The sequence below is a fragment of the uncultured Thiodictyon sp. genome, assembly GCF_903946935.1.
Lineage (GTDB): Bacteria > Pseudomonadota > Gammaproteobacteria > Chromatiales > Chromatiaceae > Thiodictyon.
The window spans coordinates 1-24,211 of the sequence record NZ_CAJAXH010000251.1; the positions used below are offsets into that span (position 1 = coordinate 1).

The 24,211-nt window shown below is 66.1% G+C and carries 13 protein-coding genes and 1 pseudogene; 4 read left to right on the forward strand and 10 right to left on the reverse strand.

Annotation, left to right across the window (positions count from 1 at the left end; all coding sequences use genetic code 11):
• Positions 1-379: 379 nt before the first annotated feature.
• Entirely contained in the window at positions 380-2,866 is a 2,487-nt protein-coding gene (locus tag QZX93_RS22200; protein WP_295390183.1) for an ATP-binding protein, read from the reverse strand.
• Positions 2,867-3,196: 330 nt separating this feature from the next.
• Entirely contained in the window at positions 3,197-6,010 is a 2,814-nt protein-coding gene (locus QZX93_RS22205) for a PAS domain S-box protein (protein WP_295390186.1), read from the reverse strand.
• A 332-nt stretch (positions 6,011-6,342) separates the two neighbouring features.
• Here QZX93_RS22205 and QZX93_RS22210 point away from each other — a divergent pair, with 332 nt between their 5' ends.
• Positions 6,343-7,302 carry a hypothetical protein gene (locus QZX93_RS22210; protein WP_295390188.1) on the forward strand — a complete coding sequence of 320 codons (960 nt, stop codon included), beginning with the start codon at positions 6,343-6,345 and terminating at the stop codon, positions 7,300-7,302.
• Positions 7,303-7,304: 2 nt separating this feature from the next.
• On the opposite strand, the gene QZX93_RS22215 is transcribed toward QZX93_RS22210, so the two are convergent.
• Positions 7,305-7,778, reverse strand: coding sequence for a TlpA disulfide reductase family protein (locus QZX93_RS22215; RefSeq protein ID WP_295390191.1), 474 nt, complete (start codon positions 7,776-7,778; stop codon positions 7,305-7,307).
• Positions 7,779-8,666: 888 nt separating this feature from the next.
• Here QZX93_RS22215 and QZX93_RS22220 point away from each other — a divergent pair.
• The 3 genes from QZX93_RS22220 (at position 8,667) to QZX93_RS22230 (ending at position 17,687) form a co-directional block, all read left to right on the forward strand.
• Positions 8,667-12,911 (forward strand): choice-of-anchor D domain-containing protein, encoded by a 4,245-nt coding sequence (locus QZX93_RS22220; protein ID WP_295390193.1) that lies wholly within the window; start codon positions 8,667-8,669, stop codon positions 12,909-12,911.
• A gap of 334 nt (positions 12,912-13,245) precedes the next feature.
• Complete coding sequence (locus tag QZX93_RS22225; RefSeq protein WP_295390195.1) at positions 13,246-14,466, forward strand: heavy metal-binding domain-containing protein; 1,221 nt, start codon at positions 13,246-13,248, stop codon at positions 14,464-14,466.
• The gene (locus QZX93_RS22230) at positions 14,463-17,687 is read left to right on the forward strand and encodes a CusA/CzcA family heavy metal efflux RND transporter (RefSeq protein ID WP_295390196.1); all 3,225 of its coding nucleotides are present in this window, start codon (positions 14,463-14,465) and stop codon (positions 17,685-17,687) included. The genes QZX93_RS22225 and QZX93_RS22230 overlap by 4 nt, the downstream gene beginning before the upstream one ends.
• Positions 17,688-17,736: 49 nt before the next feature.
• Here the strand turns inward: QZX93_RS22230 and QZX93_RS22235 are convergent, their stop codons facing one another.
• The 7 genes and pseudogenes from QZX93_RS22235 to QZX93_RS22265 all read right to left on the reverse strand — a co-directional run bounded on the left by QZX93_RS22235 (position 17,737) and on the right by QZX93_RS22265 (position 24,063).
• Positions 17,737-18,891 carry a tetratricopeptide repeat protein gene (locus QZX93_RS22235; RefSeq protein ID WP_295390199.1) on the reverse strand — a complete coding sequence of 385 codons (1,155 nt, stop codon included), beginning with the start codon at positions 18,889-18,891 and terminating at the stop codon, positions 17,737-17,739.
• Between the two features lie 20 nt (positions 18,892-18,911).
• Positions 18,912-20,267, reverse strand: a complete 1,356-nt coding sequence (locus QZX93_RS22240; RefSeq protein ID WP_295390201.1) for a hypothetical protein — start codon at positions 20,265-20,267, stop codon at positions 18,912-18,914.
• 36 nt (positions 20,268-20,303) lie between these two features.
• Positions 20,304-21,551 carry a nucleoside transporter C-terminal domain-containing protein gene (locus tag QZX93_RS22245; protein WP_295390204.1) on the reverse strand — a complete coding sequence of 416 codons (1,248 nt, stop codon included), beginning with the start codon at positions 21,549-21,551 and terminating at the stop codon, positions 20,304-20,306.
• A gap of 2 nt (positions 21,552-21,553) precedes the next feature.
• Positions 21,554-22,393, reverse strand: coding sequence for a metallophosphoesterase (locus tag QZX93_RS22250; RefSeq protein WP_295390206.1), 840 nt, complete (start codon positions 22,391-22,393; stop codon positions 21,554-21,556).
• A gap of 183 nt (positions 22,394-22,576) precedes the next feature.
• A complete protein-coding gene (locus QZX93_RS22255) occupies positions 22,577-22,807 on the reverse strand; it encodes a DUF6364 family protein (RefSeq protein WP_295390208.1) in 231 nt (76 codons plus the stop codon).
• A 262-nt stretch (positions 22,808-23,069) separates the two neighbouring features.
• Positions 23,070-23,171, reverse strand: a pseudogene (locus QZX93_RS22260) (type IV conjugative transfer system protein TraL); the annotation flags it as partial.
• 79 nt (positions 23,172-23,250) lie between these two features.
• On the reverse strand, positions 23,251-24,063 hold the full coding sequence (locus tag QZX93_RS22265; RefSeq protein WP_295390210.1) for a hypothetical protein: 813 nt from the start codon (positions 24,061-24,063) through the stop codon (positions 23,251-23,253).
• Between the last annotated feature and the right edge of the window lie 148 nt (positions 24,064-24,211).

Here is a 24,211-nt window from a genome sequence, read left to right on the forward strand (position 1 = left end):
CCGCGACACCGTCGCCGCCACCATCCAGCGCCTGGCACGCAACGTCCGCCTGGTGTTCGACTACCTGGGCATGACCGAAAATTCCCGCCGTCGGCGGGGACGGCCAGCCACGGCGGGCTAGAACGGATTTGCCGTGGGGGAACCGGTGTCCTGGGTCGTAGCGAGCTTGGCCACTGCGCTATAGTGTGCCGCCATGGCGTGACATCGGACTATCCGGGAAACTACTCAGGGGGGGATATCATAACCCTTGCGTCATGATCCAGATGCCGCCGTCGCTGGCAGCCTGGGTGCGGTCCCGCAGTTGCTTCGCGGCGTCATCGAACCACCCGACATAGCCAAATTCGATGTGTGCGCGCCGACCCCGGCACCGCGGGCGACGCTAGTCCGCCGGCCGCGGTAAGTTGGCCAAGCGCTTGAGTAAGTCAGCGGGGTCGAGCGGTTTGACGAGATGCGCAGAGAACCCGGCCGCGCGGGACTTGCGACGATCCGCCTCCTGGCCCCAACCGGTCATGGCAAGGATCGGCATGGCCGCGCCCCAGGGTTCGGCGCGGATCTGTCGGCAGACCGCATAGCCGTCCAGATCGGGCAGGCCGAGGTCGAGCAGCACCAGCTCCGGACGGTACTGCGCCGCCGCCGCGACCGCCGTCAGTCCGTCATAGGCCGTCTCCACCTGGTAACCGTTCAGGCGCAGCAACACGGCCAGCGAGTCGGCGCTGTCACGATTGTCATCCACCACCAGGATGAGTAAAGGCGGCGCCGGCGTCACCGGTGCGACCGGCTCGGTGACCGGCGCCGCGGCCGTGGGCGCCACGCTTAGGATAGGCAGCCGCACACAAAACTCGCTCCCCCGCCCAAGACCATCGCTGTGCGCCGTGATATCGCCGCCGTGCATGACCACCAGACCGCGCGCCAGCGCCAGGCCGATACCGAGCCCGCCCGACGCCTGTCCCGGCGGCGTCCCCACCTGCGCAAACATCTCGAACACGGCAGGCAGGTCCGCGGGTGCGATACCGATTCCTGAGTCCTTGATCCGCACCGCGACCGCATCACCTTCGCGTTCGGCGCGGACCTGGATATGGCCGCCCGGCTCGGAATACTTGCATGCATTGTGGATCAGATTGGTAAACACCTGAGTCAGACGCACCGGGTCCGCCTGCAGGGCGATGGGCCTGCGCGGCAGCATAAGCTCCAGCCGGTGGCCGCCCAGTTCGATGTGCGGCTGCGCGGCCGCCAGGGCATCGTCCAGCACCGCGCCCAGGTCGACCCGCTCCAGGCGCAGTTCCAGCCGACCGCGGGTGATGCGACCCACGTCCAGCAGGTCGTCGATGAGGCGCACCATCTGTCGCAACTGACGCTCGATCATCTCCATGGCGGCGGGCGCGTGCGGGTCCGCACGCAGGACCGCCACCGCGTTGCGGATCGGCGCCAGCGGGTTACGCAACTCGTGGGCCAGGGTGGCCAGAAAGGCGTCCTTGCGCCGGTCGGCCTCGCGTAGCGCCGCCGCGGCCCGCTGGCGCTCGGTGATGTCGTTGATGGAGCACAGCCGCCCCCGCCGACCGGCAAAGTCGATGGCGCTGGCAGCGATCTCCATGTCCCGCACCGTCCCGTCCCGGCGGCGGTGGCGTAACACGCCAATGCGGGTTGCGTGTACGTCGCGGTTGCGCTCGATGGTTTCGCGCGCCAGCTCCCGGTCCTCGGGCGGACGAATATCCAGCACCGACATGCCCAGCAGTTCCGCCCGCGACCACCCGTAGCAGTCCACCGTCGCCTGATTCACGGCGAGGAAACCCAGCGTCTCCTCGTCGAACACGAACATGGGATTGGGGTTGCCCTCGAACAGCAACCGGTACTGCGCCTCGCTCTCGCGCACGACCTGCTCCGCGCGACGCTGGCGCTGGACACTGCGGTCTTCGCGGGCCAGGCTGCGCATCAGTAACAGCCCCAAGCCTGCCAGTATCGCCGCGGACACGGCCAGGGCCGCGGTGCGCCTGACCAGGCGCTCGCGCGCGGGCGCCAGCACGCCCTGCTCCGACTGCTCGGCCACCAGGACCAAGGGCCACCCGTTCACATGTCGGGCCGCGACCAGTCGCCGATCGGCGGCGCTTGGCCCGGTCGCGACCCAGCCGCTCCAATGGGCGCCGTCGGCGCCCACGGCACCCAGGTAAGGTTCCATCCCGACGGCCTCGCCCAGCCGTGCGTCGGTCATGGGATGGCGCGCCACCAAGGCGCCATCCGCGAACCGATAGAGCCCCACCTGGATGCCCGCCGTCAGATCGGCGTGACGGACCAGACTGGCCAGGTAGTCGACTTCGACCCCGACTTGGGCCACACCCGCCACGCCCCCGTCAGGACCATGGATGGTGCGGGCGACGGGGAAGAACGGGCGGTGAGCCGTCGTGCCGTTGAGGGCTCGGCCGATGTAGGGCTCGGCGCCGCCCGCCAGCAGGTGGCGGAAGTAGTCGCGGTCGGCGGCATTGACGTGCGGCGGTGGATAGGTGCTGCTGGCGGCGACCGCCTCACCCTGACGGTCGTAGATGAAAATGACGCCCGAGTCTGGAAGCAACCGGGCGAGTGCGCGCAGGCGCCGATAGACGGTTTCGGAGCGCAATTGCGCGACACCGGTTTCGCGGGCCAGGTCGTCGGCATTGCGCAGGGCGCCGTCGATCCCCGCGAGCGAACGTAGCACGTACTCCTCCAGCAGCAGGGCCGTCGCATCCAGGTTATCGCGGGCATGGCGTTGCGTCTCGGCATCATCCTGCCAGGTCCAAAGGGCAAAAACCGACCCCAGCAGCGCAAAGGCCCCGCCTAACATCAACGCGGCCAGGCGCCGGGGGGTGGCTGCCGCGAGGCGCGAGCGGGCGCTCATAAGGCCGGCACCGCGCCGCACGACTGGGCGGGCCGTCGGCGGGGCAGGATCCCCGAGCCCCCCGGCAGGATGCCATAGTGCCGTCTGCCAGCGGCATCTTGGTATAGACGCATAGAAGACCTAAGACCTATCACAACAATCGGAAATACCCTTTTGAGCTGGTCTGGTGTGCCGACCCTCTTCTCCACTGTAGGCACACGCACCCTTGGGTGCATGCCCCCGATGCCACCACCAAGCTTTGGTGTGTCACAGGTTAACATTACAGAGATCCCCACTCGAGCGGGTGTTGCGCCTCAATCGCTCGGCCGCCCCAGTCAAGCCCTGGCGTCGTTAGCCGACGGGGCCCGGCACCACTGGCCCATCCCGCTCCGTCGACGGTCCGCATTGCAGCCCCTCCAGCAAGCCCAGCAGGGTGGCGGCCTCGACCGGTTTGACCAAGTGACCGTCGAACCCGGCCGCCTCGGACTTGCTGTGATCGTGCTCCTGTCCCCAACCAGTCACCGCAAAGATGGCCATGTCCCGGCCCCAGGGGCAGTCGCGAATGCGTCGACAGGCTCCATAACCGTCGAGCTTGGGCATCCCCAGATCGAGCAGGATGGCGTCCGGGCGGTAACGCTGCGCCGCCGCCACCGCATCCACCCCGTCATAGGCGGTTTCGACCGCATTGCCGCAGAGCCGCAACAACATGGCAAGCGACTCGGCGCTGTCTCGGTTGTCGTCCACGACGAGGATGCGGCGGCCCTGCGCCAGCGCGGCGGCGGCCTCGACGCTGGACGCCAACTGGTCGGCGGGCGGGTCCGCCGGCACGGGCAGCCGGACACAAAAGGCACTTCCCGCCTCGCAGCCCGCGCTCTGCGCCTCAATCCGCCCACCGTGCAGTTCCACCAGGCGGCGGGCCAGCGCCAGACCGATACCCAGCCCGCCCTGGGAGCGCTCCGAGCGCGGTTCGACCTGGGAGAACATCTCGAACAGTCCCGGCATGGCCTCGGGGGCAATACCGATCCCGGTGTCCTCCACCGTCACCTTGACCTCAGCCCCATCACGCAGCGCGGTCACCGTGATCATGCCCCCGGGCGCGGTGTACTTGGCCGCATTGTTGAGCAGGTTGGAGAAGACCTGCGCGAGTCGCACCGGGTCGGCATCGAGCAGGATCGGGGTGGACGGCAACGCGAGGATCAGTCGATGCCGGGCGGCCTCGATCAGCGGCCGGGAGGCATCGACGGCGTGCCCTATCACCGTGGCCAGGGCAACGCGTTCCCGGCGCAGATCGAGCTTGCCGCGGGTAATCCGACTCGCATCCATGAGGTCGTCGATCAAACGCACCATATGTGAAACCTGGCGGTCGATCATCTCGCGGGCGGCCTGGCGGGTCGTCTCGGGCAGTTGCTCGCGCTTCAGGATCTCGACCGCATTGCGGATCGGCGCCAGGGGGTTGCGCAGTTCGTGCGCGAGGGTCGCCAAAAACTCGTCTTTGCGCCCATCGGTCTCGCGCAACGCCAGCTCGGCCAGCTTGCGGTCGTGGATGTCGGTGGCGCTCCCCATCCATTGGATGAACTGCCCGCGGTCGTCGCGCAGCGCCAGCGCGCGACTCAAGTGCCAGCGGTACTGACCGTCTGCCGCCCGCCGGAAGCGAATCTCCCTGGTCCAACTCTCGCCCGTGACCCCCGCCCGCCAGGCCTGCGCGACCTCCTCGCGTTGGCTAGGATCGATCGCCTGGACCCACCCAACCCCTAAGGACTGTTCCGGGCTCAGACCGGTGTAATCGAACCACCACTGGTTGAGATAGGTACAGGCGTCCCGCGCATCGCTCATCCACACGATCTGCTGCGACACCTCGGTCAGCACGCGGTAACGGCGTTCACTTTCCAACAAGGCGGCCTGGGTCTGCTTGCGCTCAGTGATGTCTTCGCTGAAGACCAGGATGCCGGCGATCGCCCCGGCGCCATCGTGCCAGGGACGCATCTCCCAGTGCAGCCATTGCACCCGGCCGTCAGCGCGTCGGAACGGGTCCTCCTCGGCGCACAGCACCTCCCCGGCCAAGGCGCGACGATGCAGTTCACGCCAGCGCTCGGGAATCTCCGGAAACACCTCATAGTGCGACAGACCGCGCAGGTCGCGGCGGCCCAGTCTGTAGTCCTCGAGCCAGCGGCGGCTGGCGCGGATGTAGCGCATCTCGCGGTCGAACATCGCGAGCGCCGCGGGCGCGTGCTCGATGAACAGTCGCAGCCGCTCCTCGCCCGCGCGGTGCGCCGCCTCCGCGCGCCGCTGCCCGCGCTCGACCCGGTTCAGCGAGCCGGCGCTCAACCACACCACCGCCACGAGCACCAACACGCTGGCCAGGACGACCAGGTCGTCGCCAAAGGCCGAGCCATACCAACCGGCCCGCTCGCCCATGATGGCCATCCAGCCGACCAAGGGTGGGACCAGCAGGACCGCCGGCAACAAACGCCGCACCACGCCCCCGCCCGCCGTGTCCCCGGTGACCAGCCCCATCCACCCCAGGTTCGGCCGCGCACAGAGCACGCCGACGCCGAGGACCAGAAAGCCCGCGGCGGTATGCGCGGCCACGGAGGCGTAAGGCGCGACCTGGTACAAGCTCTCAACGCTGTACAGGTGGCCAACCAGTGCCACGTACGCGACCGCCAATGGCGGGACGATGAGCCACTCGGCCGGGCGGCGGCCCGGCCGCGTACCCAGGTCCAGGGTCAATAAGGCCAATCCCGAGAAGACGAAGCAGAACGCACCCGCCGGCGCCATCGGCACCCCCGACGGCACGTCGGCGAACAGGAGGTGGTCGATACCCAGGTCCCAGCCGCCCAACCACTCGGTCAGGGTGAGCAGGCCGAGCAGCACCACCAAGCTGGCGCAGACCCGCCCGGCGGCGCGCCGCAGCCGCCCCGCCGGGGCGACTCGCAGCCACCAGAGGGCCAACCCGGCGAGCATGAATCCTACGGCGGTATTGGGCTTCATGGTGGCCCACTGGGGCAGCACGCGGATCAGGACTGGGATATCCAGCCGCCAACCGACCAGGACGAGCAGACCCAAGACCACCGCGGTCAGGGCCGCGACGGCCGCCACGGCCCGCAGCGACGACAGGCGCTGCGGACAGACCGGTGAGTCCAGGTCGGTAAGGGGCGCGTTCATCTGGGCTTGGTCTCCAGGTTGACGACGGGATGGGTGGGGACCGGCCGCCGCCTCCACTCGGTGCTCCCCAATGGCCTAAGTAGAGCACATCTCGGCCATAGCAAACCAGTTCGTATCAAACCCGAATTGGGTTCCGACCGGCCACTAGGTAGTTTTACGGATGCCACACAACCAGCAGTACCGACGACACTTTAATGGTTGTTTGTCAGGGCCGGCCCGCGGTTGATGCGGCCTCTAGCATCCCGGGCTGACGCATGACCAGCGGCGATCACGAGCACCATCGCGGCGGCCCTCGACGCAAGGAGGACAGCCGCTCCACTTGCGGGGGTAACATGCGCACATCACAGTTGGCGGCGAACGCCGCCGGACTTCTCGCGGTCATCGGTCTGAATGGGAACGCCCTGGCCTGTTCGGCCTGCGGCTGCACCCTGAGCACCGAGTGGGGCATCCAGGGTATCACCCAAGCGCCTGGCTTCAGCCTCGACCTGGTCTATCAATACTACAATCAGACAATTCTCACGAGCGGCACCGGCTCGCTACATCGGGGCCGCGTTGGGGTTCCGGCCGATCGCGAGGTCCAGCGCTCCACCGAGAATAGCAATTACACCGCCTTCCTGAATTATGCGTCGACCAATTGGGGTGTCACCCTCCAGATACCCTATATCGACCGCAGCCACTCCACCATCGCCGCCGGGGACACCGATTATTCGACGTCGCATTCCGCCGGCGTCGGCGATGTGCGCATTGTGGGGCGCTATTTCGGCTGGAGCCGGGACCATAGCATCGGCGTCCAGTTCGGGTTGAAACTGCCGACCGGACGTTTCGACGAGACCTTCCACTCCGGTCCCCAGGCCGGCACTCCGATCGATCGGGGGCTTCAGCCCGGGAGCGGCACCACCGATCTGCTGCTCGGTCTCTCCCGCTTCGGCGCACTCAGCCGCAACTGGGATTGGTTTGCTCAGGGCCTGCTCCAGCAGCCGCTGAATTCCCGCAATGGTTACATGCCAGGCACTGGATTCAACCTGAACCTGGGTTTGCGCTACGTCGCCTTTGAACGGGTTTCCCCGCAACTCCAGCTCAATGCACGAATCGATGGACGCGAGTCAGGAGTCAATTCGGACCAGGCCAACAGCGGCGGCAGCCGGGTCTATGTGAGTCCAGGGATTACAGTTAAACTAGCCAAGCGCGCCTATGCCTACGCCTTCGTCTCACTGCCCGTCTACCATAATGTCTATGGCTACCAGCTCGATTATGCCTATGCCGTCTCTGGCGGCATTCAGATAAGCTTCTGAAGTCAATGTGGCGACGCCGTCAACAGCGGCGTCACCACCCGCTCGAGGGCCGCCCGGTCAATCGTCGGCGGACCATGCCACTCATCCTTGCGCAATACGCCATCACGGTCGATCACAAAGGTTAGGGGTAAGGCCCAGATCCGCCCGTAGTCCTGCACATGCGCCTCTCCCATCATCGCTGCCGGGAAGCGATAGTCCGCCATCACTGAGCGCACCTTGGCGATATCCTCCGGCTCATCCAGGCTGATGGCAAGCATTTCCAGGCCCTGATCGTGGTGCGCACGGTAGTAGGCATCAAGGACAGGCATTTCCTGACGGCAGGATGAGCACCAGGTGGCCCAAAAGTGCAGCACCACCACCTTGCCCCTTAGCCGCATCGCGTCGAACGAGGCGCCGTCCAAGCGCTTGGCGTCGAAGCCGGGGGCCGGCCGGCCTTCCTCAATGGCCGAGGCCGGCGCAGGCAGACCGATCGCCATAGCGAAAAACAGTAGGAGCAGTCGTGTCATATCGCGGCAACCTCTATCAAGGGGGTAAGGGAGTGGCCGCAAGCGGCCTACCTGTCCCGTGGGCAGCCGCAGGGCTTCCTGGAGAATTGCGTTTGCATCCCCAGGTTACCGCATCACCAGATCGGCACTGCGCCTTTACTGCGGCGTTCATCACGTCAGTTGGCCAGCCCTAAGTCGAAAGCATGACCCCGCCCCCCGCCGTCGGCAATAGGTAAAACTACCTATTCCAATGCTCTCGCGTGCATCTGCAATAGGGAAGACTACCTACTACAAGAGCCCCACCGCAGACCGACAATAAGTAAAAGCACCTACTTCAAGCCCCCCCGGAACCCGGAAATAGGGTGAACTACCTATAGCCTTGGTTAGCATCCGCGGCCATGATTAGTCACGCTTGGAAGAACCTATCGATTCGCCGCAGTCGCCGAGCGATCGCGCAGCGGTTATCCGGAAGGTCGCTGGAGAGTTGTTATAGCCTCGGAGAGATCACATGAAAAGCAGAAGATGTCTATTTAGCATACCACTGGCGATCGTCACCGCGATCGCTTGGGGGGCAGCTGCCGCAGCCTCACCTGGTAACGAGAGCCCGGCTAACCCCGCGCCGGCCGCGACCCCGCAGGCCACTGCAGGTGCGTCAGGGAATACCGGCGGCCGCTGGGGGGAAATCTTCAGCGGCCCTGGGCGCTTGGGCCAAACCCGCTGTCAAGGGATGAGCCGCGGGGCCAATTGCATCACGCCCGCGTCCAGGAAAGAGGCCGCCGCTCGGGCCGCCGCAGCGCGTGCCGTAGCGAACAGTAACGCACCGGCCGCCACGACCGGGGCACCGGCGCCCATGAGTGGCGTTAGTGGAGGAACGCAATAATGACATCACACCTGCGCTCGTTATTCTCGCGCACTGCGGCATTCACCGGCGGATCAGGGCTCGTGATCGGGCTCGCCACGGCGACGGCCTGGGGGGCCGTGACTGCACCGGACATGTTCGGCAACGTACCCAACTATGCCAACAGCCCTCTGCCTCAGCTCGACGCTGGCGGTAACCCGGTCCCCGGTACCGGTATGCGTAAGTTTGTCGACTCATTGCCCCAGCTCAATACCGCCAACAACCTCGGACAGTCGTTGCCGATCGCCACACCGGACACCACCACCTATCCCGGCTCGGATTACTATGAGATCGAGTACGGGGAATACACCAAGCAACTGCACTCCGACCTGCCGGCGACCAGGCTGAGGGGCTATCATCAGGTCAACTACGGCACCGATGCGAGCGGCCACAACACCGTCGCGCCGCCAGCCGAGTTTCAGTACCTGGGCCCAATCATCGTCGCGCAGAAGAACCGGCCGGTGCGCGTGAAATACATCAACCACCTGCCGACCGGGGCCGGGGGGAACCTGTTCATCCCGACTGACACCACTTACATGGGCGTTGGCGTGGGCCCCAACGGGGGGACCGAGGAGTACACGCAAAACCGCTCCACGACCCATCTGCATGGCGGCGCTACCCCCTGGATCAGCGACGGGACCCCGCACCAGTGGACGACACCGGCGGGCGAGACGACGTCCTACGCCACTGGCGTCAGCAAGGCAGACGTACCAGATATGTGGTTCGACAAGGACAGTTACACCGCAATCCTCTCCTGCAACTTCCAGCAGACCTGTGCGGTGGCCAACTCGACCAATGACCCGGGACCGGGCATGAACACTATGTACTACACCAACGAGCAGAGCGCCCGGTTGATGTTCTACCATGACCATGCGCTTGGGATAACCCGACTGAATGTTTACGCGGGCATGGCGGGGGGCTATCTCAATACCGATCCCACCGAGCAGACGCTGATCAACGGCGGCACCATCAATTACACCCAACCCGATGGTACCCCGAAGACGGTCCCGGTCGCTGCCGGAACCCTACCGGGCCTCGGCATCCCGCTGGTGATCCAGGAAAAGACCTTTGTGCCACCGACGACAGGTACGCCAGGTTCATTCACCAATCTGGCCGGGACCTTCGACAGCCAGTTGGCCGCACAGGACCCGACCTGGGATACGGCGCGCTGGGGTGGCTTCGGTCAGCTCTGGTTCCCGCACGTCTACATGCCGAACCAGAATCCGAGTGACATCTCGGGCGCCAATGCCATGGGTCGCTGGGACTATGGTCCTTGGTTCTGGCCGCCTTACACCGGCATCCAGTACGGTGAGATCGCCAACCCGCTGTGCCCCACGCCGACCACCTGCCCGGCGGGCGAGCCGCCGACGGTGCCCGGCACGCCGGATTCGCGGGGCATTTCCCCCTCGGGCACGCCTGAGTCCTTCATGGATACCCCGGTCGTCAATGGCACCGCCTACCCCTATATCAATGTTCCTGCCGGGCTCGTGCGGTTCCGTATCCTGAGCGTTGCCAACGACCGCATGTTCAATCTGTCGCTGTTCGTCGCGGCGAGCAAGAACAGTCCGACCACTGCCGGCACCACCGGCGCGGTGCTCTGCGACGGAACGCCGGGCGTCAGCCCGTCGGACTGCACCGAGGTCAAGATGGTGCCCTTCAACGGGTCGCAGGACGCGATCTCGCCCTTCCCAAAAGGGACCTTGACTGATCCTGCCGTATGGTATACGCGCATCCCCAACGGCTTCACCTTCGATGACCGTGCGGGCGGTGTACCCGACCCGACGACCCGTGGTCCGGCGATGATCCAGATTGGCACCGAAGGCGGCTTCCTGCCGGCGCCGGTGGTGGTCTATAACCAGCCGGTCAATTACGAGTACAACCGACGCAATATCGTGGTCGGCAATGTGAAGGAGCATGCGCTCCTGATCGGACCCGCCGAGCGGGCGGATGTGCTCGTCGACTTCTCGAAATTCGCGGGCAAGACGTTGATCCTCTATAACGACTCGCCGGCCCCGGTACCCGCGGCCGATCCGCGGCTCGACTACTTCACCGGTGACTCCGACCAGACCGACACCGGCGGTGCGCCCGTGACGCTGCCGGGTTACGGCCCGAACACCCGCACCCTCATGCAGATCCGGGTCGCCGGCACCGCGACCCCAGGCAATACCGCGCAGGACTATGTTGACCCGGCGCTGCAGAGCACGCTGGCTACGGCCCTCCCGGCTGCCTTTGCGGCCTCCCAAGAGCCGATCATCGTCCCACAGCAGGCCTACGATAAGGTCTACGGTACGACCACGGTCGATGCCCCCGGGGTCAACTTCTCGACCATCCAGGGCACCTCGATGACCTTCGCGCCCATCGGACAGGCCGCGTTGACACTCCCCCTGCAGCCGAAGGCCATCCAGGAACTCTTCACGACCGACTATGGCAGGATGAATGCGTTGCTCGGGATCGAAATCCCCAACACCAACTCTGTCAACCAGACGACGATTCCCCAGGCCTATATCGATCCGCCCACCGAACTGGTGCGACTGACGGCCGCGACCAGTACCCCGGCTATCGGTGAGGCCGCGGATGGGACCCAGTTGTGGAAGATCACCCACAACGGAGTGGACACCCATGCGATCCACTTCCACATGTTCCATGTCCAGGTGGTCAACCGCGTGGGTTGGGACGGCGCCATCAGCAAGCCGCAGCCGAACGAACTGGGTTGGAAGGACACGGTGCGGATGAACCCGCTGGAAGACATCATCGTCGCCATGCGCCCGAAGACGCTCGACATCCCCACCTTCCAGGTCCCCAATAGCTGGCGTCCGCTCGATCCGACCCAGCCGCTGGGCGTGACCACCGGGTTTACCGGTGTCGACCCCAACGGCCTGCCGGTCACGGTAACCAATGAGTTGACCAACTTCGGTTGGGAGCATGTCTGGCACTGCCACATCCTGGGTCATGAAGAGAACGACATGATGCGGGCCCTGGCCATCGTCGCCCCGCCGTTGCAGCCAAACAGTCTCGCGGCCACGCGCGTTGGCAACGATGCCGTCCTGACCTGGGCCGACACCTCGGCAAACGAGACGAGCTTTACCCTCCAGAAGAGCGCAACCAGCGACTTTGCGTCACCGATCCCCTTTGGCCTGGCGGCGAACACCACCTCGTATACGGATAAGGGGGCGGCAATGGGGGCGTTCTACTATCGGTTGATGGCATCCAACACGGTCGGCAGCACCACGCCCGGGTATCAGCAACTGACCGCCGACTCGGGCTGGTCGAACACGGCGCAGGTGCCGCAGGTGCCGGTGGCTGGGGTGTCGCCAACCACGCTGGCCTTCGGTAGCGTGACTATCGGGGCGACGAGTGCGGCGCAGACGGTGACCCTGTCCAACACCGGTGTCGTGCCGATGTCCTTGAGCACACCGACGATCTCGGGCAACTTCGCGCAGACCAACGGCTGCGGTGTCGCACTGGCCGCCGGCGCCACCTGCACGATCAGCGTGACCTTTAAGCCGACCGTGGCCGGGGCGGCCACCGGTAGCCTCAGCGTCACCACCAACGATACCGCGCATCCGACGCTGACGGTGGCGTTGAGCGGAACCGGGGTGGCCCCACTCCCGCCGACAGCCCCGACCCTGGTTTCGATACAGCGGACCAGCGCCACGGTCGCGGTGGTCAGTTGGACCGATAACTCGACCAACGAGGCGCGTTTCCGGGTCCAGTCGTCGAACAACGCCGGGGCGACCTGGGGCAACGTGGCGACCTTGACCAGCACCCCGGCACAACAGACGGGCACGGGAGTGCGCAGCATCGACGTGGCCGTCTACAACACGACCAACGCCATCTATCGCGTCCTGGCCGAGGGGACGACCAGCCTGACGACGCCGTCCGCCGCGCCCTACGCGAGTCTGAACGATACGGTGGCCCCGTCCGCACCGGTGCTCGGTGTTAGCCCGGTATTGGGAGGCTCCGGGGCCACGGCCAACCGAACTGTCGCACTGACGTGGACCGACCCGGCCAACAACAACTCGGTCTACAAAGTCTATCGATGCACCGGTAACTGCACCAACACCGGCGCCTGGGTGGCCATCACGCCAGCGGCGGGGCTGGCGGGTAATGCCACCAGCTACACGGACACCGGCTTGGCAGGACTGACGAAGTTCAGCTACCACGTCCGGGCGGCTAACTCAGTCGCATCCGTCCCGAGCAACATCGTGGTCGTGACAACACCCTGAAACCATGGCGAGGTCGGGTTGCGGCCTGGCCGCAACCCAGCCGGGAGCCCCACCCAGGGGACATCCCCACAGTCGGTTACTGCCTCGTCCCTCACGGGATGGGGCATTTTTTTGTCGTAGCGGTATCCAGGCCAGGCGCCGCCGCCAGATGGCCAGTACCCCTGGGGCGGCGACTGAGCATTCTTACGGATTGCGTTCAGAGGAAAACAATCGCGACAATAGCGATATTGCGGTCAAGTTAATCACTCCGTCCCACCGCTGCCCCTTCCAGGGCAGGGCAGGGCTCCACCCAGGCCGCATCCGGTATCGGTTTTGAAGAATAGGGGGCTGCACCATGATCTACTCACGCCAATGGCTCATCAGGCCAACTTCTTTTCGTGTCCTTATCAAGGTTGCCAGCCTCACACTGATCCTGCTCGGGCCGGGCTACGGGCGCGCCGCCACGCCCCCCGCCGACGCCCCCCCGCCAGCGACGATGGCACCAGCGCAGATGACAATGGAGCACGCCAAGCCGCAGGAGCATTCCGCCACCTATCTCTGTCCGATGCACCCGCAGGTGGTGAGTTCGCAGCCCGGACGGTGCCCGATCTGCGGCATGGACTTGGTCGCGAAGCAGGCGGATGCAGCGCCGATGCAGGAATCCGCCATGCCGGAGCACGCCGGTGAGGCCATGGAGCCAACCAAGGGGCACCAGCATGCCGTCACCTATAGTTGCCCGATGCACCCGCAGGTGGTGAGTTCGCAGCCCGGGCGGTGCCCGATCTGCGGCATGGACCTGGTCGCGAAACAGGCGGAGGCAGCGCCGATGCCGGGACCCGCAATGCCGGGACACCCAACCCATGAAGCCGCGGCAGTGACCGTTCCGGCGGCAGTGGTGAATCAACTGGGCGTGCGCACCGCCAAGGTGCAACGCGGCACCCTGACCCGTCACGTCGAAGGATTCGGCGTCTTTCTACGCAGTACAGTGCAGGGCTATCGGCCGATCTACCACGGCCCGGCACCCAGTGTGGACGATACCGGGACCTCCACCTCGGCGCTGTTGGTGCAGGGCCAGGTCTTCGAGCGTCAGGCGCCGCTGCTGCATGAGGGTCAGACCGTCTGGGTACAGGTCCCCGGGCTGGGCGCCAAGGTGTGGAAGGGCAAGCTGATCGGGCTGGAGGCCCAGATCAACCAGACGACGCACACCCAGGTCTTCCATGTCGCCGTGGCCCCGGAGGCGGCGTCCGTCCCGCCCGGGATGAACGCCAACCTGGTGGTGGAGGTTGACCCGGTGCCCGACGCCCTGTTGGTGCCGCGCGAGGCGGTGATCGTCACCGGGCGGGGTGCGCGTGTCATGGTCGCCCTGCCCGATGGGCGCTTTGTGAGCCGCACGGTCGAGGCGGCCGACTCGGGTGAGGAGCAGATCGTGATTCGCGCGGGGCTCGATGACGGCGAGCGGGTGGTGGTTTCCGCACAATTCCTGCTCGACTCCGAAGCCAACCTCCAGGCCGGGCTCAAGCGACTCACCGGCGAGGAGAGTCAGGTCGAGGCGCCGCGCATGGGGGCGGCGCTATGATCGCGCGGGTCATCCGTTGGTCCATCCACAACCGCTTTCTGGTCTTGGTGGTCACGGCCGTGATCGCCGTGTGGGGCGTCCGCGCGGTGTTCAATATCCCGCTGGATGCCATCCCCGACCTGTCGGATGTCCAGGTCATCGTCAAGACCACCTACCCCGGCCAGGCACCACAGGTGGTGGAAGACCAGGTGACCTACCCGATCACGAGCGCGCTGCGGGGTGTGACCGGGGCGGTGGCCGTGCGCGGCTATTCCATGTATGGCGATTCCTATGTGTATGTCGTCTTTCGTGACGGCACCGACCCCTATTGGGCCCGCTCCCGGGTGCTGGAGTTGCTCAATCAGGTCACCTCCCGACTGCCGGCGGCGGCCCGCCCCGAGCTGGGCCCGGACGCGACGGCGGTGGGTTGGGTCTATCAATATGCCCTGGTGGACCGCACGGGTCGGCACGACCTGGCCCAGCTGACGAGCCTCCAGGACTGGTTTCTCAAGTATGAGCTGCAATCCCTGCCGGGGGTGTCGGAGGTCGCAACCGTCGGCGGCATGGTCAAGCAGTATCAGGTCGTGATCGACCCCGAGGTGCTGCGCGCCTATCAGTTGCCGCTCGCCGCCCTGATGCAGACCATCAAGCGCTCCAACGGCGAGTCCGGCGCCGGTGCCGTGGAGATGGCGGAGGCGCGCTACATGACCCGCATCGCCGGCTACCTCGGCGGGCTCGACGACCTGCGTAACGTGCCGATTTCCCCCCAGGATACGAAATCGGGCGCCAGCATGGGGATGGGGTCGCAAAGCGTCGAGGCCCCCTTGACGGCGCGCACGGTCTATCGCCTGGGGGACATCGCCGACGTACGCCTCGGCCCGCAGATGCGCGAGGGTATCGCCGAGCTCGATGGACAGGGCGAGGTGGTCGGCGGGATCATCCTCATGCGCCCAGGCGCCAACGCCCTGACGACGATCGCGGCGGTCAAGGCGAAGCTCGCGGACCTCCGCCAGGGGTTGCCGGACGGGGTGGAACTGGTGGAAGTCTACGACCGCTCGGGGCTGATCCACCGTGCCATCACGACCCTGAACAGCCGCTTGGTGGAGGAGTTCGTGATCGTCGGCCTGGTCTGCGCGCTCTTCCTGTGGCACCTGCGCTCGGCACTGGTGGTGATCCTGAGCCTGCCGATCGGCATCCTCGCCGCCTTCATCCTCATGCAGTGGCAAGGGATCAGCGCCAACATCATGTCCCTCGGCGGCATCGCCATTGCCATCGGTGCGATGGTCGACGCCGCCATCGTGATGATCGAGAACCTGCACAAACACGCCGAGCGCGAGCCACTCACGGCGGCGAACCGTTGGGCGGTGGTCGAGCGGGCGACGGTCGAGGTGGGGCCAGCGCTCTTTGTGTCGCTCACCATCATCACCCTGAGCTTCCTGCCGGTCCTCGCGCTGCAAGGCGAGGAGGGTCGGCTCTTCGCGCCGCTGGCCTACACCAAGACGGGCGCCATGGCCGCGGCGGCACTGCTCGCGATCACCCTGGTGCCGGTGCTGCTGGGGCTGCTGGTACGGGGGTCGATACGCCCGGAACAGGCCAATCCAATCAATCGCGCACTCGGCGCCGCCTATCGACCGCTGCTCGGCTGGACGCTGCGCCAGCCGCGGCTGGTGCTGGTCCTCGCGCTCGGACTGACCGTCGCCGCGGCCTGGCCAGCGCTGCGTCTGGGTTCGGAGTTCATGCCCGACCTCGACGAGGGCGATCTGCTCTATATGCCGACGACCTTCCCGGGGATCGCCCCCGACAAGGCGCGCGAACTGTTGCAGCAAACCGACCGCCTGATCCGCTCGGTGCCCGAGGTGGCGCGGGTCTTCGGCAAGGTGGGACGGGCGGACACCGCCACGGACCCGGCGCCGATGGAGATGATCGAGACCACGATCCAGCTCAAGCCCCGCGATCGATGGCGAGCCGGCATGACCATCGATGGCATCAAGGCCGAGTTGGAGCGCACGGTCAAGCTGCCCGGATTGACCAACTCCTGGTTGATGCCCATCAATGCCCGCCTGCAGATGCTCTCAACCGGCATCAAGACCCCGGTCGGGATCAAGATCGCCGGCCCCGATCTCAATGGCATCCAGCGCATCGGCGAGCAGGTCGAAGCGGTACTGAGGCGGCTGCCGGCGACCCGCTCCGTGTTTGCGGAACGGGTCTCCGCGGGCCGCTACATCAAGATCACACCGGACCGGATGGCTATGGGGAAGGTCGGTTTGACGGTGACCGATACCCAGGAGATCGTCGCCGGCGCCGTTGGCGGCATGAACTTGACCGAGGTCGTCGAGGGACGGGAGCGCTACCCGGTCAACCTGCGTTACACACCCGATACCCGTGACTCCATGGAGCGACTCAAACTCCTGCCCATCGTGACCGACACGCGCGGCACCCAGGTGCCGCTCGCGGACGTTGCGCGCGTCGAGGTCGAGGACGGGCCTGACATGATCCGCACCGAGAACGCGCGGCTCAATGGCTGGGTCTATGTGGACGTGCAGGGCACGGACCTGGGCACCTATGTGGCCGCGGCCCAGACGGCCGTCGCGGCGGCGGTGAAGCTCCCACCCGGCTACTCGATTGCCTGGTCGGGGTCCTACGAGCACTGGGAGCAGGCGAAGGCGCAGCTGTGGCTGGTGGTCCCATTAACGCTCACGATCATCCTGGTGCTCCTGTATCTGAACTTCCGCACCCTGATGGCGACCGTCATCATCCTCGCGACCCTCCCGCTGGGACTGGTTGGGGGCTTCTGGCTCATGTATCTGCTCGACTACCACCTGTCAGTGGCGGCCGCCATCGGGTTCATCGCCCTGGGCGGTGTCGCGGTGGAGATCGGGGTGGTCATGATGCTCTATCTGGACCGGGCACTGGCGGCTCGCCTGCAGGCACGCGGTGCGGCGCAACTGACGCCGGAGGATGTTCGGGACGCGGTGGTGGCGGGTGCGCTGCTGCGTCTGCGCCCGGTCATGATGACCAAGCTCGCCATCATTGCCGCGCTGCTGCCCATTCTGTTGGGCGCCGGCGCCGGTTCCGAGGCGATGAAGCGCATCGCCGCGCCGATGGTCGGCGGCATGTTGAGCGTCGCCATCCTGACCCTGGTCGTGATCCCGGCCGCTTATCTGCTCTGGAAGTTACAGACCGCCACTGCGCCGGCGCCGGGCTTGGGTCGGCGGCGGATATGGGATTTGCGTTTGGGGTGATGACTGAGCCGGACCAGGCGCCGCGGTCCGCGCAGCGGACCCTACCCGGTCAAGCGGCCGCGGGCGCATCGAGCCCCGCCAGCCGTTTGCGGAACCAGTCCGGGAGCCCGCGGTAATCGACGTGGTTCGGCAGTACAGCGGCCAGGCGTTCCCCGATCTCCAAGCCCTCCCGATAGGCCGCCCGCGCCGCCTCCCAGTCACCGAGCGCCTGATCGGTGCCGCCCAGATTGTCCAGCGACACCGACAGGTCCCGCAGGGCCTCGGGGGTCTCCCCCACGCGGGAGAGCAGCCGGCGGCGGATCTCCAGGGACTCCCGATAGGCCGCCCGCGCCGCCTCCCAGTCACCGAGCGCCTGATCGGTGCCGCCCAGATTGTCCAGCGACACCGACAGGTCCCGCAGGGCCTCGGGGGTCTCCCCGGCAGCTCGGGCCGTTTTAACCATCCAGGCGGCGATCTCCGTAGCTTTGTCCAGCCATGAGCGGCGCATCAGTGCCTCATAGGCCCGTTCTGCGGCAAGCAGGGCGCCATGGTCACCGCCCCCCCGCTCGCGCAGGCGTTGCCACTCAGACACCAGGGATGTCTCAGCCATGGTCAGCGGGAATGGCTCGGGTGCCTGACCCGGGGGGCGGGATGCGATCACCGACGCCTCGGGCACGGCGGCGGCAGCAAGCCAGCCCCCGGTCTCGACAGCGAATTGACGGATCGCCCAGAGGTCCGGGCAGAGTGTACGCAAGGCGGCCTTCTCCTCGCGGGGCAGGATCAGGATCAGGGGTCGGGTGAGGGTGCGGCGCAGGGCCTCGCGCTGCTCGTTGAGCCGCATCAGAAAGGCGAGCCGCGCCTCACGCCAGGCGGCCACCGGCCCGGCCGCCGGGGTCTGGTCAGCCGACGCCGCCGCCGCAGGGGTGAGGGTAAGATCCAGCCAGATCGGTGCATCGATGGCCTGCTGGTAGAGGGTCGGGCGCAGCAGCCGGGGCAGCAGGTCGCTCAGCAGTGCATCCGGGGTCTGGGGCACGGGGATCGCGAGGCCCGTGACCCGCGTCCGGTAGATGGCCGCCAGGCGCTCCCGGAAGCAGGCGACCACCCCGGGGCGGTCGCTCAGGATGAAGATCAAGGCAAACTGGTCGGTCAGCTCCAGATGCTGCTTGAAGCGCTGCCATTCGGCCTCCCCGACCAGATTGAGGCTGGGCGTTGCGGCGCTGGTCATTGGCCGGGCCTGCGCGGGCCTCAGGATGCGGCCGGCGGGGCCGGGCCGGCATCCCGCCAGCGCTGGATCTCGGGGATCAGCAGCGGGTGTACGTCGTACCAGGGCTCGCCATTCAGATAATTCATGATCAGGTTGCCATCCAGAAAGCGCGCCAGGTCGGCCAGCTCGGCGGTACTGGGCAGTGACGGGTCCTTGGTCGCGTGAATCCGCGCGAGCCAGCGGGCATCGGCCTCGGCCAGCGGCAGCAGTTCATTGCGCAGTTGGTCCGCCACGCGCTTGAGCATGCCGTCATCCGCTTGGGCGGCCGGATCGGCCTGGCGGGCGGTCATGAGTGAGATGATGGTTTCCCGGATCAGGCGGAAGAAGTCGCGCAGGTCCCCGCCGGTGCAGATGGCGAGCCGGCCCAGGCCGGTCTCGGAAATCAGCTCGCGCCAGGCGGGCTGGCGACGCTCGATCACCTGCTCCATGACGGCCAGGCCCTGCGGGTCCGCGGCCCCGTCCGCCGCCCTGACATGGACGTTTGGCCAGGAGACCACCGGATGTCCGCCCAGGATGCGGCCCATGTTGTGAGACAGGACCTGGAGATAGGGCGGCACCGTGTAGACCAGATGCAGTGTGGGGAAGCGCAGGCTGGCGGCCTGACCGGCGAAGAGCTCCACCACGCTCGCATAGACCTTGGGGGCCTCCTCACCCACGCCCCGCAACTGCTCCACCGAGTCGACCAGCAGCACCACCTTGAGGTCCGGGTCGGCGGCCTCGGCGCGCAGGGCGGCGACCAGCTCGCTGACATAGTCCTGGGCGTCGGCGATCAGGCGACTCAAGTGGCCACGCAGGTGCTTCTGGATGCGCTCTTTGAAGTCGGGTTCGTGTTTGAGCTTAAAACCGAGCTTGGCGGGAGCGCCGGCGTCCTTGAGGTCGATCCCGATGTCCAGATCGACCTCGGACTTGAGGAAGTTGGTCAGTCGCTCCCAGTAGGTGTGCGTCAGGGCCTTGAGGCTGGTCTCCTGCTCGACCGCCTGGCCGAAGGCGGTCATCAGCGACAGGACGAAGTCCGAGGGCTCCAGCGGCTTGGTCATCAGCAGGAAATCGAGCATGTCGACCAGGAAGACCCGAGCCCCGGTCTTCTCCCTCAGGAGCTTGCGCAAGCGCCGCAGCTCGGTGCTCTTGCCATTGCCACGAAAGCCGGTCAGCAGGTGGACGCTCTCGGACTCGGCGAGATCCAGCCGCTGCCACAGCCGCACGATCGGGTCCTTGGCCGGGTCCGCGGCATGGATCGGCACATACCAGGGGTCGTCCGGGTCCAAGGGCCCGGCGCCCCGGTTGCCGCTCAGATTGCGGTAGAGGTCGCGCGGCAAGTCAGGTGGGGGGGCGGCCATGGGTCATGCTCCGTGGTGTCGTGCCGGGATTCTAGCTCAGATCAACACCGCCACCACCGCCCCCGTCATCAGGGTGGCCAGAGTGCCGGCGAGGATCGACTTCATGCCCAGGCCGACGATCTCCTGGCGCCGCTGCGGGGCCATGGCCCCCAGGCCGCCGATCATGATGCCCAGGCTGCCGAAGTTGGCGAAGCCGCACAGTGCATAGGTCATGATGAGCGCGCTGCGTGGGCTCAGGCTCCCGGGCGGCAGCGCGGCGAGTTGGAGATAGGCGATCAGCTCATTTAAGACCGTCTTGACCCCCATCAGCGCCCCGGCCGTGGTCGCCTCCGCCCAGGGGATGCCGATCAGCCAGACCACTGGGGCCATGACCCAGCCGAGAATGCGCTGGGCGGTGAGCGGCGCATCGCCCACCCCCGGCAGTAGACCCAGCAGTTGGTTGGCGATGCCGACCAGGGCGATCATCACCACCAGCATGGCCAGGATGTTGAGCCACAGCGGGATGGCGTCCAGGGTGCCGCGGGTGATGGCGTCCATGGCGCCGCTGGTCTCGGGGGTGATGGGCACCGGGTCCTGGTGGGGCTCGTCGCGGGTCGGGGGCACCAGCAGGCCGGCCATCAGCAGCGCCGCGGGGGCGCTGATGATGGAGGCGATGAGGATGTGACCCAGGGCGTCCGGGATCACCGGACCCAGGATGCTGGCATAGAGGAACATGACGGTCCCGGCCACGCTGGCCATCCCGCAGGTCATGATTCCGAAGAGTGCGCTACGCGAGAGCCCGGCGAGATAGGGCCGGATCAGCAGCGGCGCCTCGGTCATGCCGACGAACACATTGGCGGCGGCCGCCAGCCCCAGCGGCCCACCGGTGCCCAGGGTGCGGCGCAGCACCCAGGCGAAGCCGCGCACCACCAGCGGCAGGATGCGCCAGTGGAACAGGAGCGCCGAGAGTGCGCTGATCACCAGCAGCAGCGGCAGGGCGTTGAAGGCAAGCACAAAGCTGTTTTCTGGATGGGTCAGGTCGAACGGACTCGGCCCGCCGCCCAGATAGCCGAAGACCATCCCAGTCCCCTGTCGGGTGGCCTCCTGGACGGCCGTGACCACGCTATTCAGCGACATGAAGACGCCCTTAACCGGGGGCAACTTGATGAGCACGACGGCGAGCATGAGCTGCAGGGCCAGGGCGCCGATGATGAGCCGCGGCGCGACGGCGCGGCGATCCTCGCTCAAGGCCCAGGCGAACGCGACGATGACCACCAGCCCAAGGATGGGTTGCAGCAGAGACATGGTCAGCGGCCCACGTGGGCCAGAAACGCATCGACCGCCGCCCCCGCGGGGCGCTCGCCGGTCAACACGGCGGCCTCGAAGTCGCGGCGCCACTGTGACATCAGGGGCCGCGCCTGCCGCCATTCTTCATAGAGGATACGGGCCAGGGGGCCGCCCTCCTCGATGAAGCCGGAGTCCAGAAAGTCCCGATCGGCCTGGACACGGTCGTAGTTGAAGCGGACGATCTCCGCATGCCAGCGCGACCCCCGCCACTCCAACTGGGCGTAACTGCCGCGCACGTCGAGGTCGAAGGGCGAGCCCACGGAGCCGACGTTGAGGATGGGGGTGCCCTCGAACACCCGCTCCAGTGGCCGGTGGGTATGGGCGGTGACGAACAGCGCGATGTCCGGCGGGAGCTTGCCGCGCAGCGACTCGTCGGAGACCGAGACGCCGATCCCGTCGCGGTTGCTCTCCATGGTGCCGTGGGTGACATGGACCCAACTGTGTTCGGCGCCGCCCTGGAAACACAGGTGATCCGGCCAGCCCAGCATGGCCTCCAGGCGTGGTTTGACCTGGGCATAGGTCCAGTCGGCAAAGCGCCGCAGGTCCGCCTCCAGCGGGTTGGCCGGGGCCTCGCGGGCGCAGCGCAGGATCCAGGCCTCATGATTGCCCTGCACCGGCAGCCAGCCGTGGGTGCGCCGCAGCCCGTCGAACAGTTCCAGACAGTCCAGGCTCTTAGGCCCCCGATTGACCAGGTCCCCGGCCATCGCGACCAGGTCCGGCGCCCAGTGGTGGATGCGTTCCACCACCTCCTGCATGGCGGGCAGATTGGCCTGCACATCAGAGAAGATCACCACTTTCATCGACTCGTACCCTTAAGCTTCTTGGCTAGCGACGCGCTGGTGCGCACCATACCGGGTTTTGTCGCAGGGCGGAAACCAACCATCAGATGGACACCGGACGCACCGGACCACCTCAGTGTGCCAGAAAGGGACTGATCACCTTCACCCCGTCATAGTCCTGGCCGTGGTTCAGGTCCTCCGGCGTCAGCGCGCATGGGTCTCCTCGCGGGTCATCCGGTCGGCAGCCCGAAAGCCCTGGGCGCAGTCCAGGGCCGCGAAGAGCGCCTCAGCCGGGTCCGCGTCGCCATCGACGGGGCGGGCAACGGTGCGCAGGTAGTCGCGCACCAGGGCGCTCACCGTGGTGTTGCGCTCCGCGGCGGCAATGCGCGCGCGGCGGTAGGTCTCATCATCGACCGACAGGGTGATATTTTTCATCGCGTATCCACAGTCTCACAGTTATACAGAATCAATATAGAGCTTTGACCGCAGCGGCATCAAGTGCGTCGCCGCCCCCTGTCCCCCGCCGGGGGAGGGGGAGGAAGCGCGTACCGTCCCACCAACCAAGGGTGCTGCCGTTGCCCTCCCCCGCCGTGCCCGGCAGCGACGCCGACTTGCCGCTGTCGGGTCCCACGCCGCTCGCGCCCTTACCGCGATACCCGGGCACGGTCAGGCGGATCAGTTTGAACAGCGTCCCGGGACTGCCGGTGAAGATGCCGATAACCAGACACAGGACGATCGGGACGAGATCATCGACGCGCCACAGCAGGATCAGCGGTGGATCGTCGATGTACTTGGGGACTTGAGAGTCGCGATGGTCCTGCCGCGGGCATGGACATCCCGGGTGTTCTCGCCCCTTGGCCGGAGCGATCTCATCCGTGTTAATCGTCCGTCGGCTCGTCGCCAGCAAGACTGGGGTCTTCGTCTCGTTCGATCTTGCGCTCGTGCTCGCCCAAGGTAATTGATAGTTCTGTGCCGTCCAGTTTTGCTGCAAGGTCCAGCAGCATGAGCCCACGGCGAGTGGGATCGTTTGCGATCGCAGCCTCAAACGCCGAAATCTCGCCGACCGGTCGCCGAACGTACCTTTCAATAAAGGCTGCCATTGTTGGCCCAGCCTCGTCCTCCAAGTGACCCCAAGCATCATCGCCAATATAGGTTTCACCACCATGCCGACGAAAGGCAGCCCGAAGTTCAGTCAGCTTGTTGTTCTCAGTCGGGTCAAGAACAATGAGTACTGGTTTGGCACCTGAGCTTCGACAATCCTTCGCGAAAGACAGCTCTTCAGCAAATCGTCCTTGCCCGCTCGCCGCGATGGTCACACGAAGCTTCAGCTCGTAGGCGAGTGCGATTCCGTCGGGCAGAACTTTCCAACAATCGACTTGGCGTCCTCTTGAGTTGTCTCCTGAGCGACGAACGACTCTTTCCCGCGAAGACTTGGGTTCGCCACCAATCGCCGCCGCTAAGATTGGTTCAAACAGATAGCCAGTCTCTTGTGCAGAACGGTTGTCTAGGTCGTAGAAAAACTTTCTCCAAGTTAGCCACGATGCCAGAGCCTGCGGCGGAAAGTCGGGTCCGTACTCCATGAGCGCGCGCGGGGAGACTTGAACCATTGTGGGTAACGGTTGGCGCTGAAGGATCAGCCCGTACTTGCGCCTGCGCTTGTGCAGTTCCGTGAGGCACTTCAAGTAGGTCAAGAAGTCATGGGTCTCTTGGATTTCCAGTGGAAGCATATCTTTTTAGAAACAGGTAGATAGAGTCCAGTGGCGAAAATATTGCGGTCTTAGTGGCAACGGACAGAAACGCTGTAAGCCTCTGATTTTCTATGCGTACAACTTGTATCCG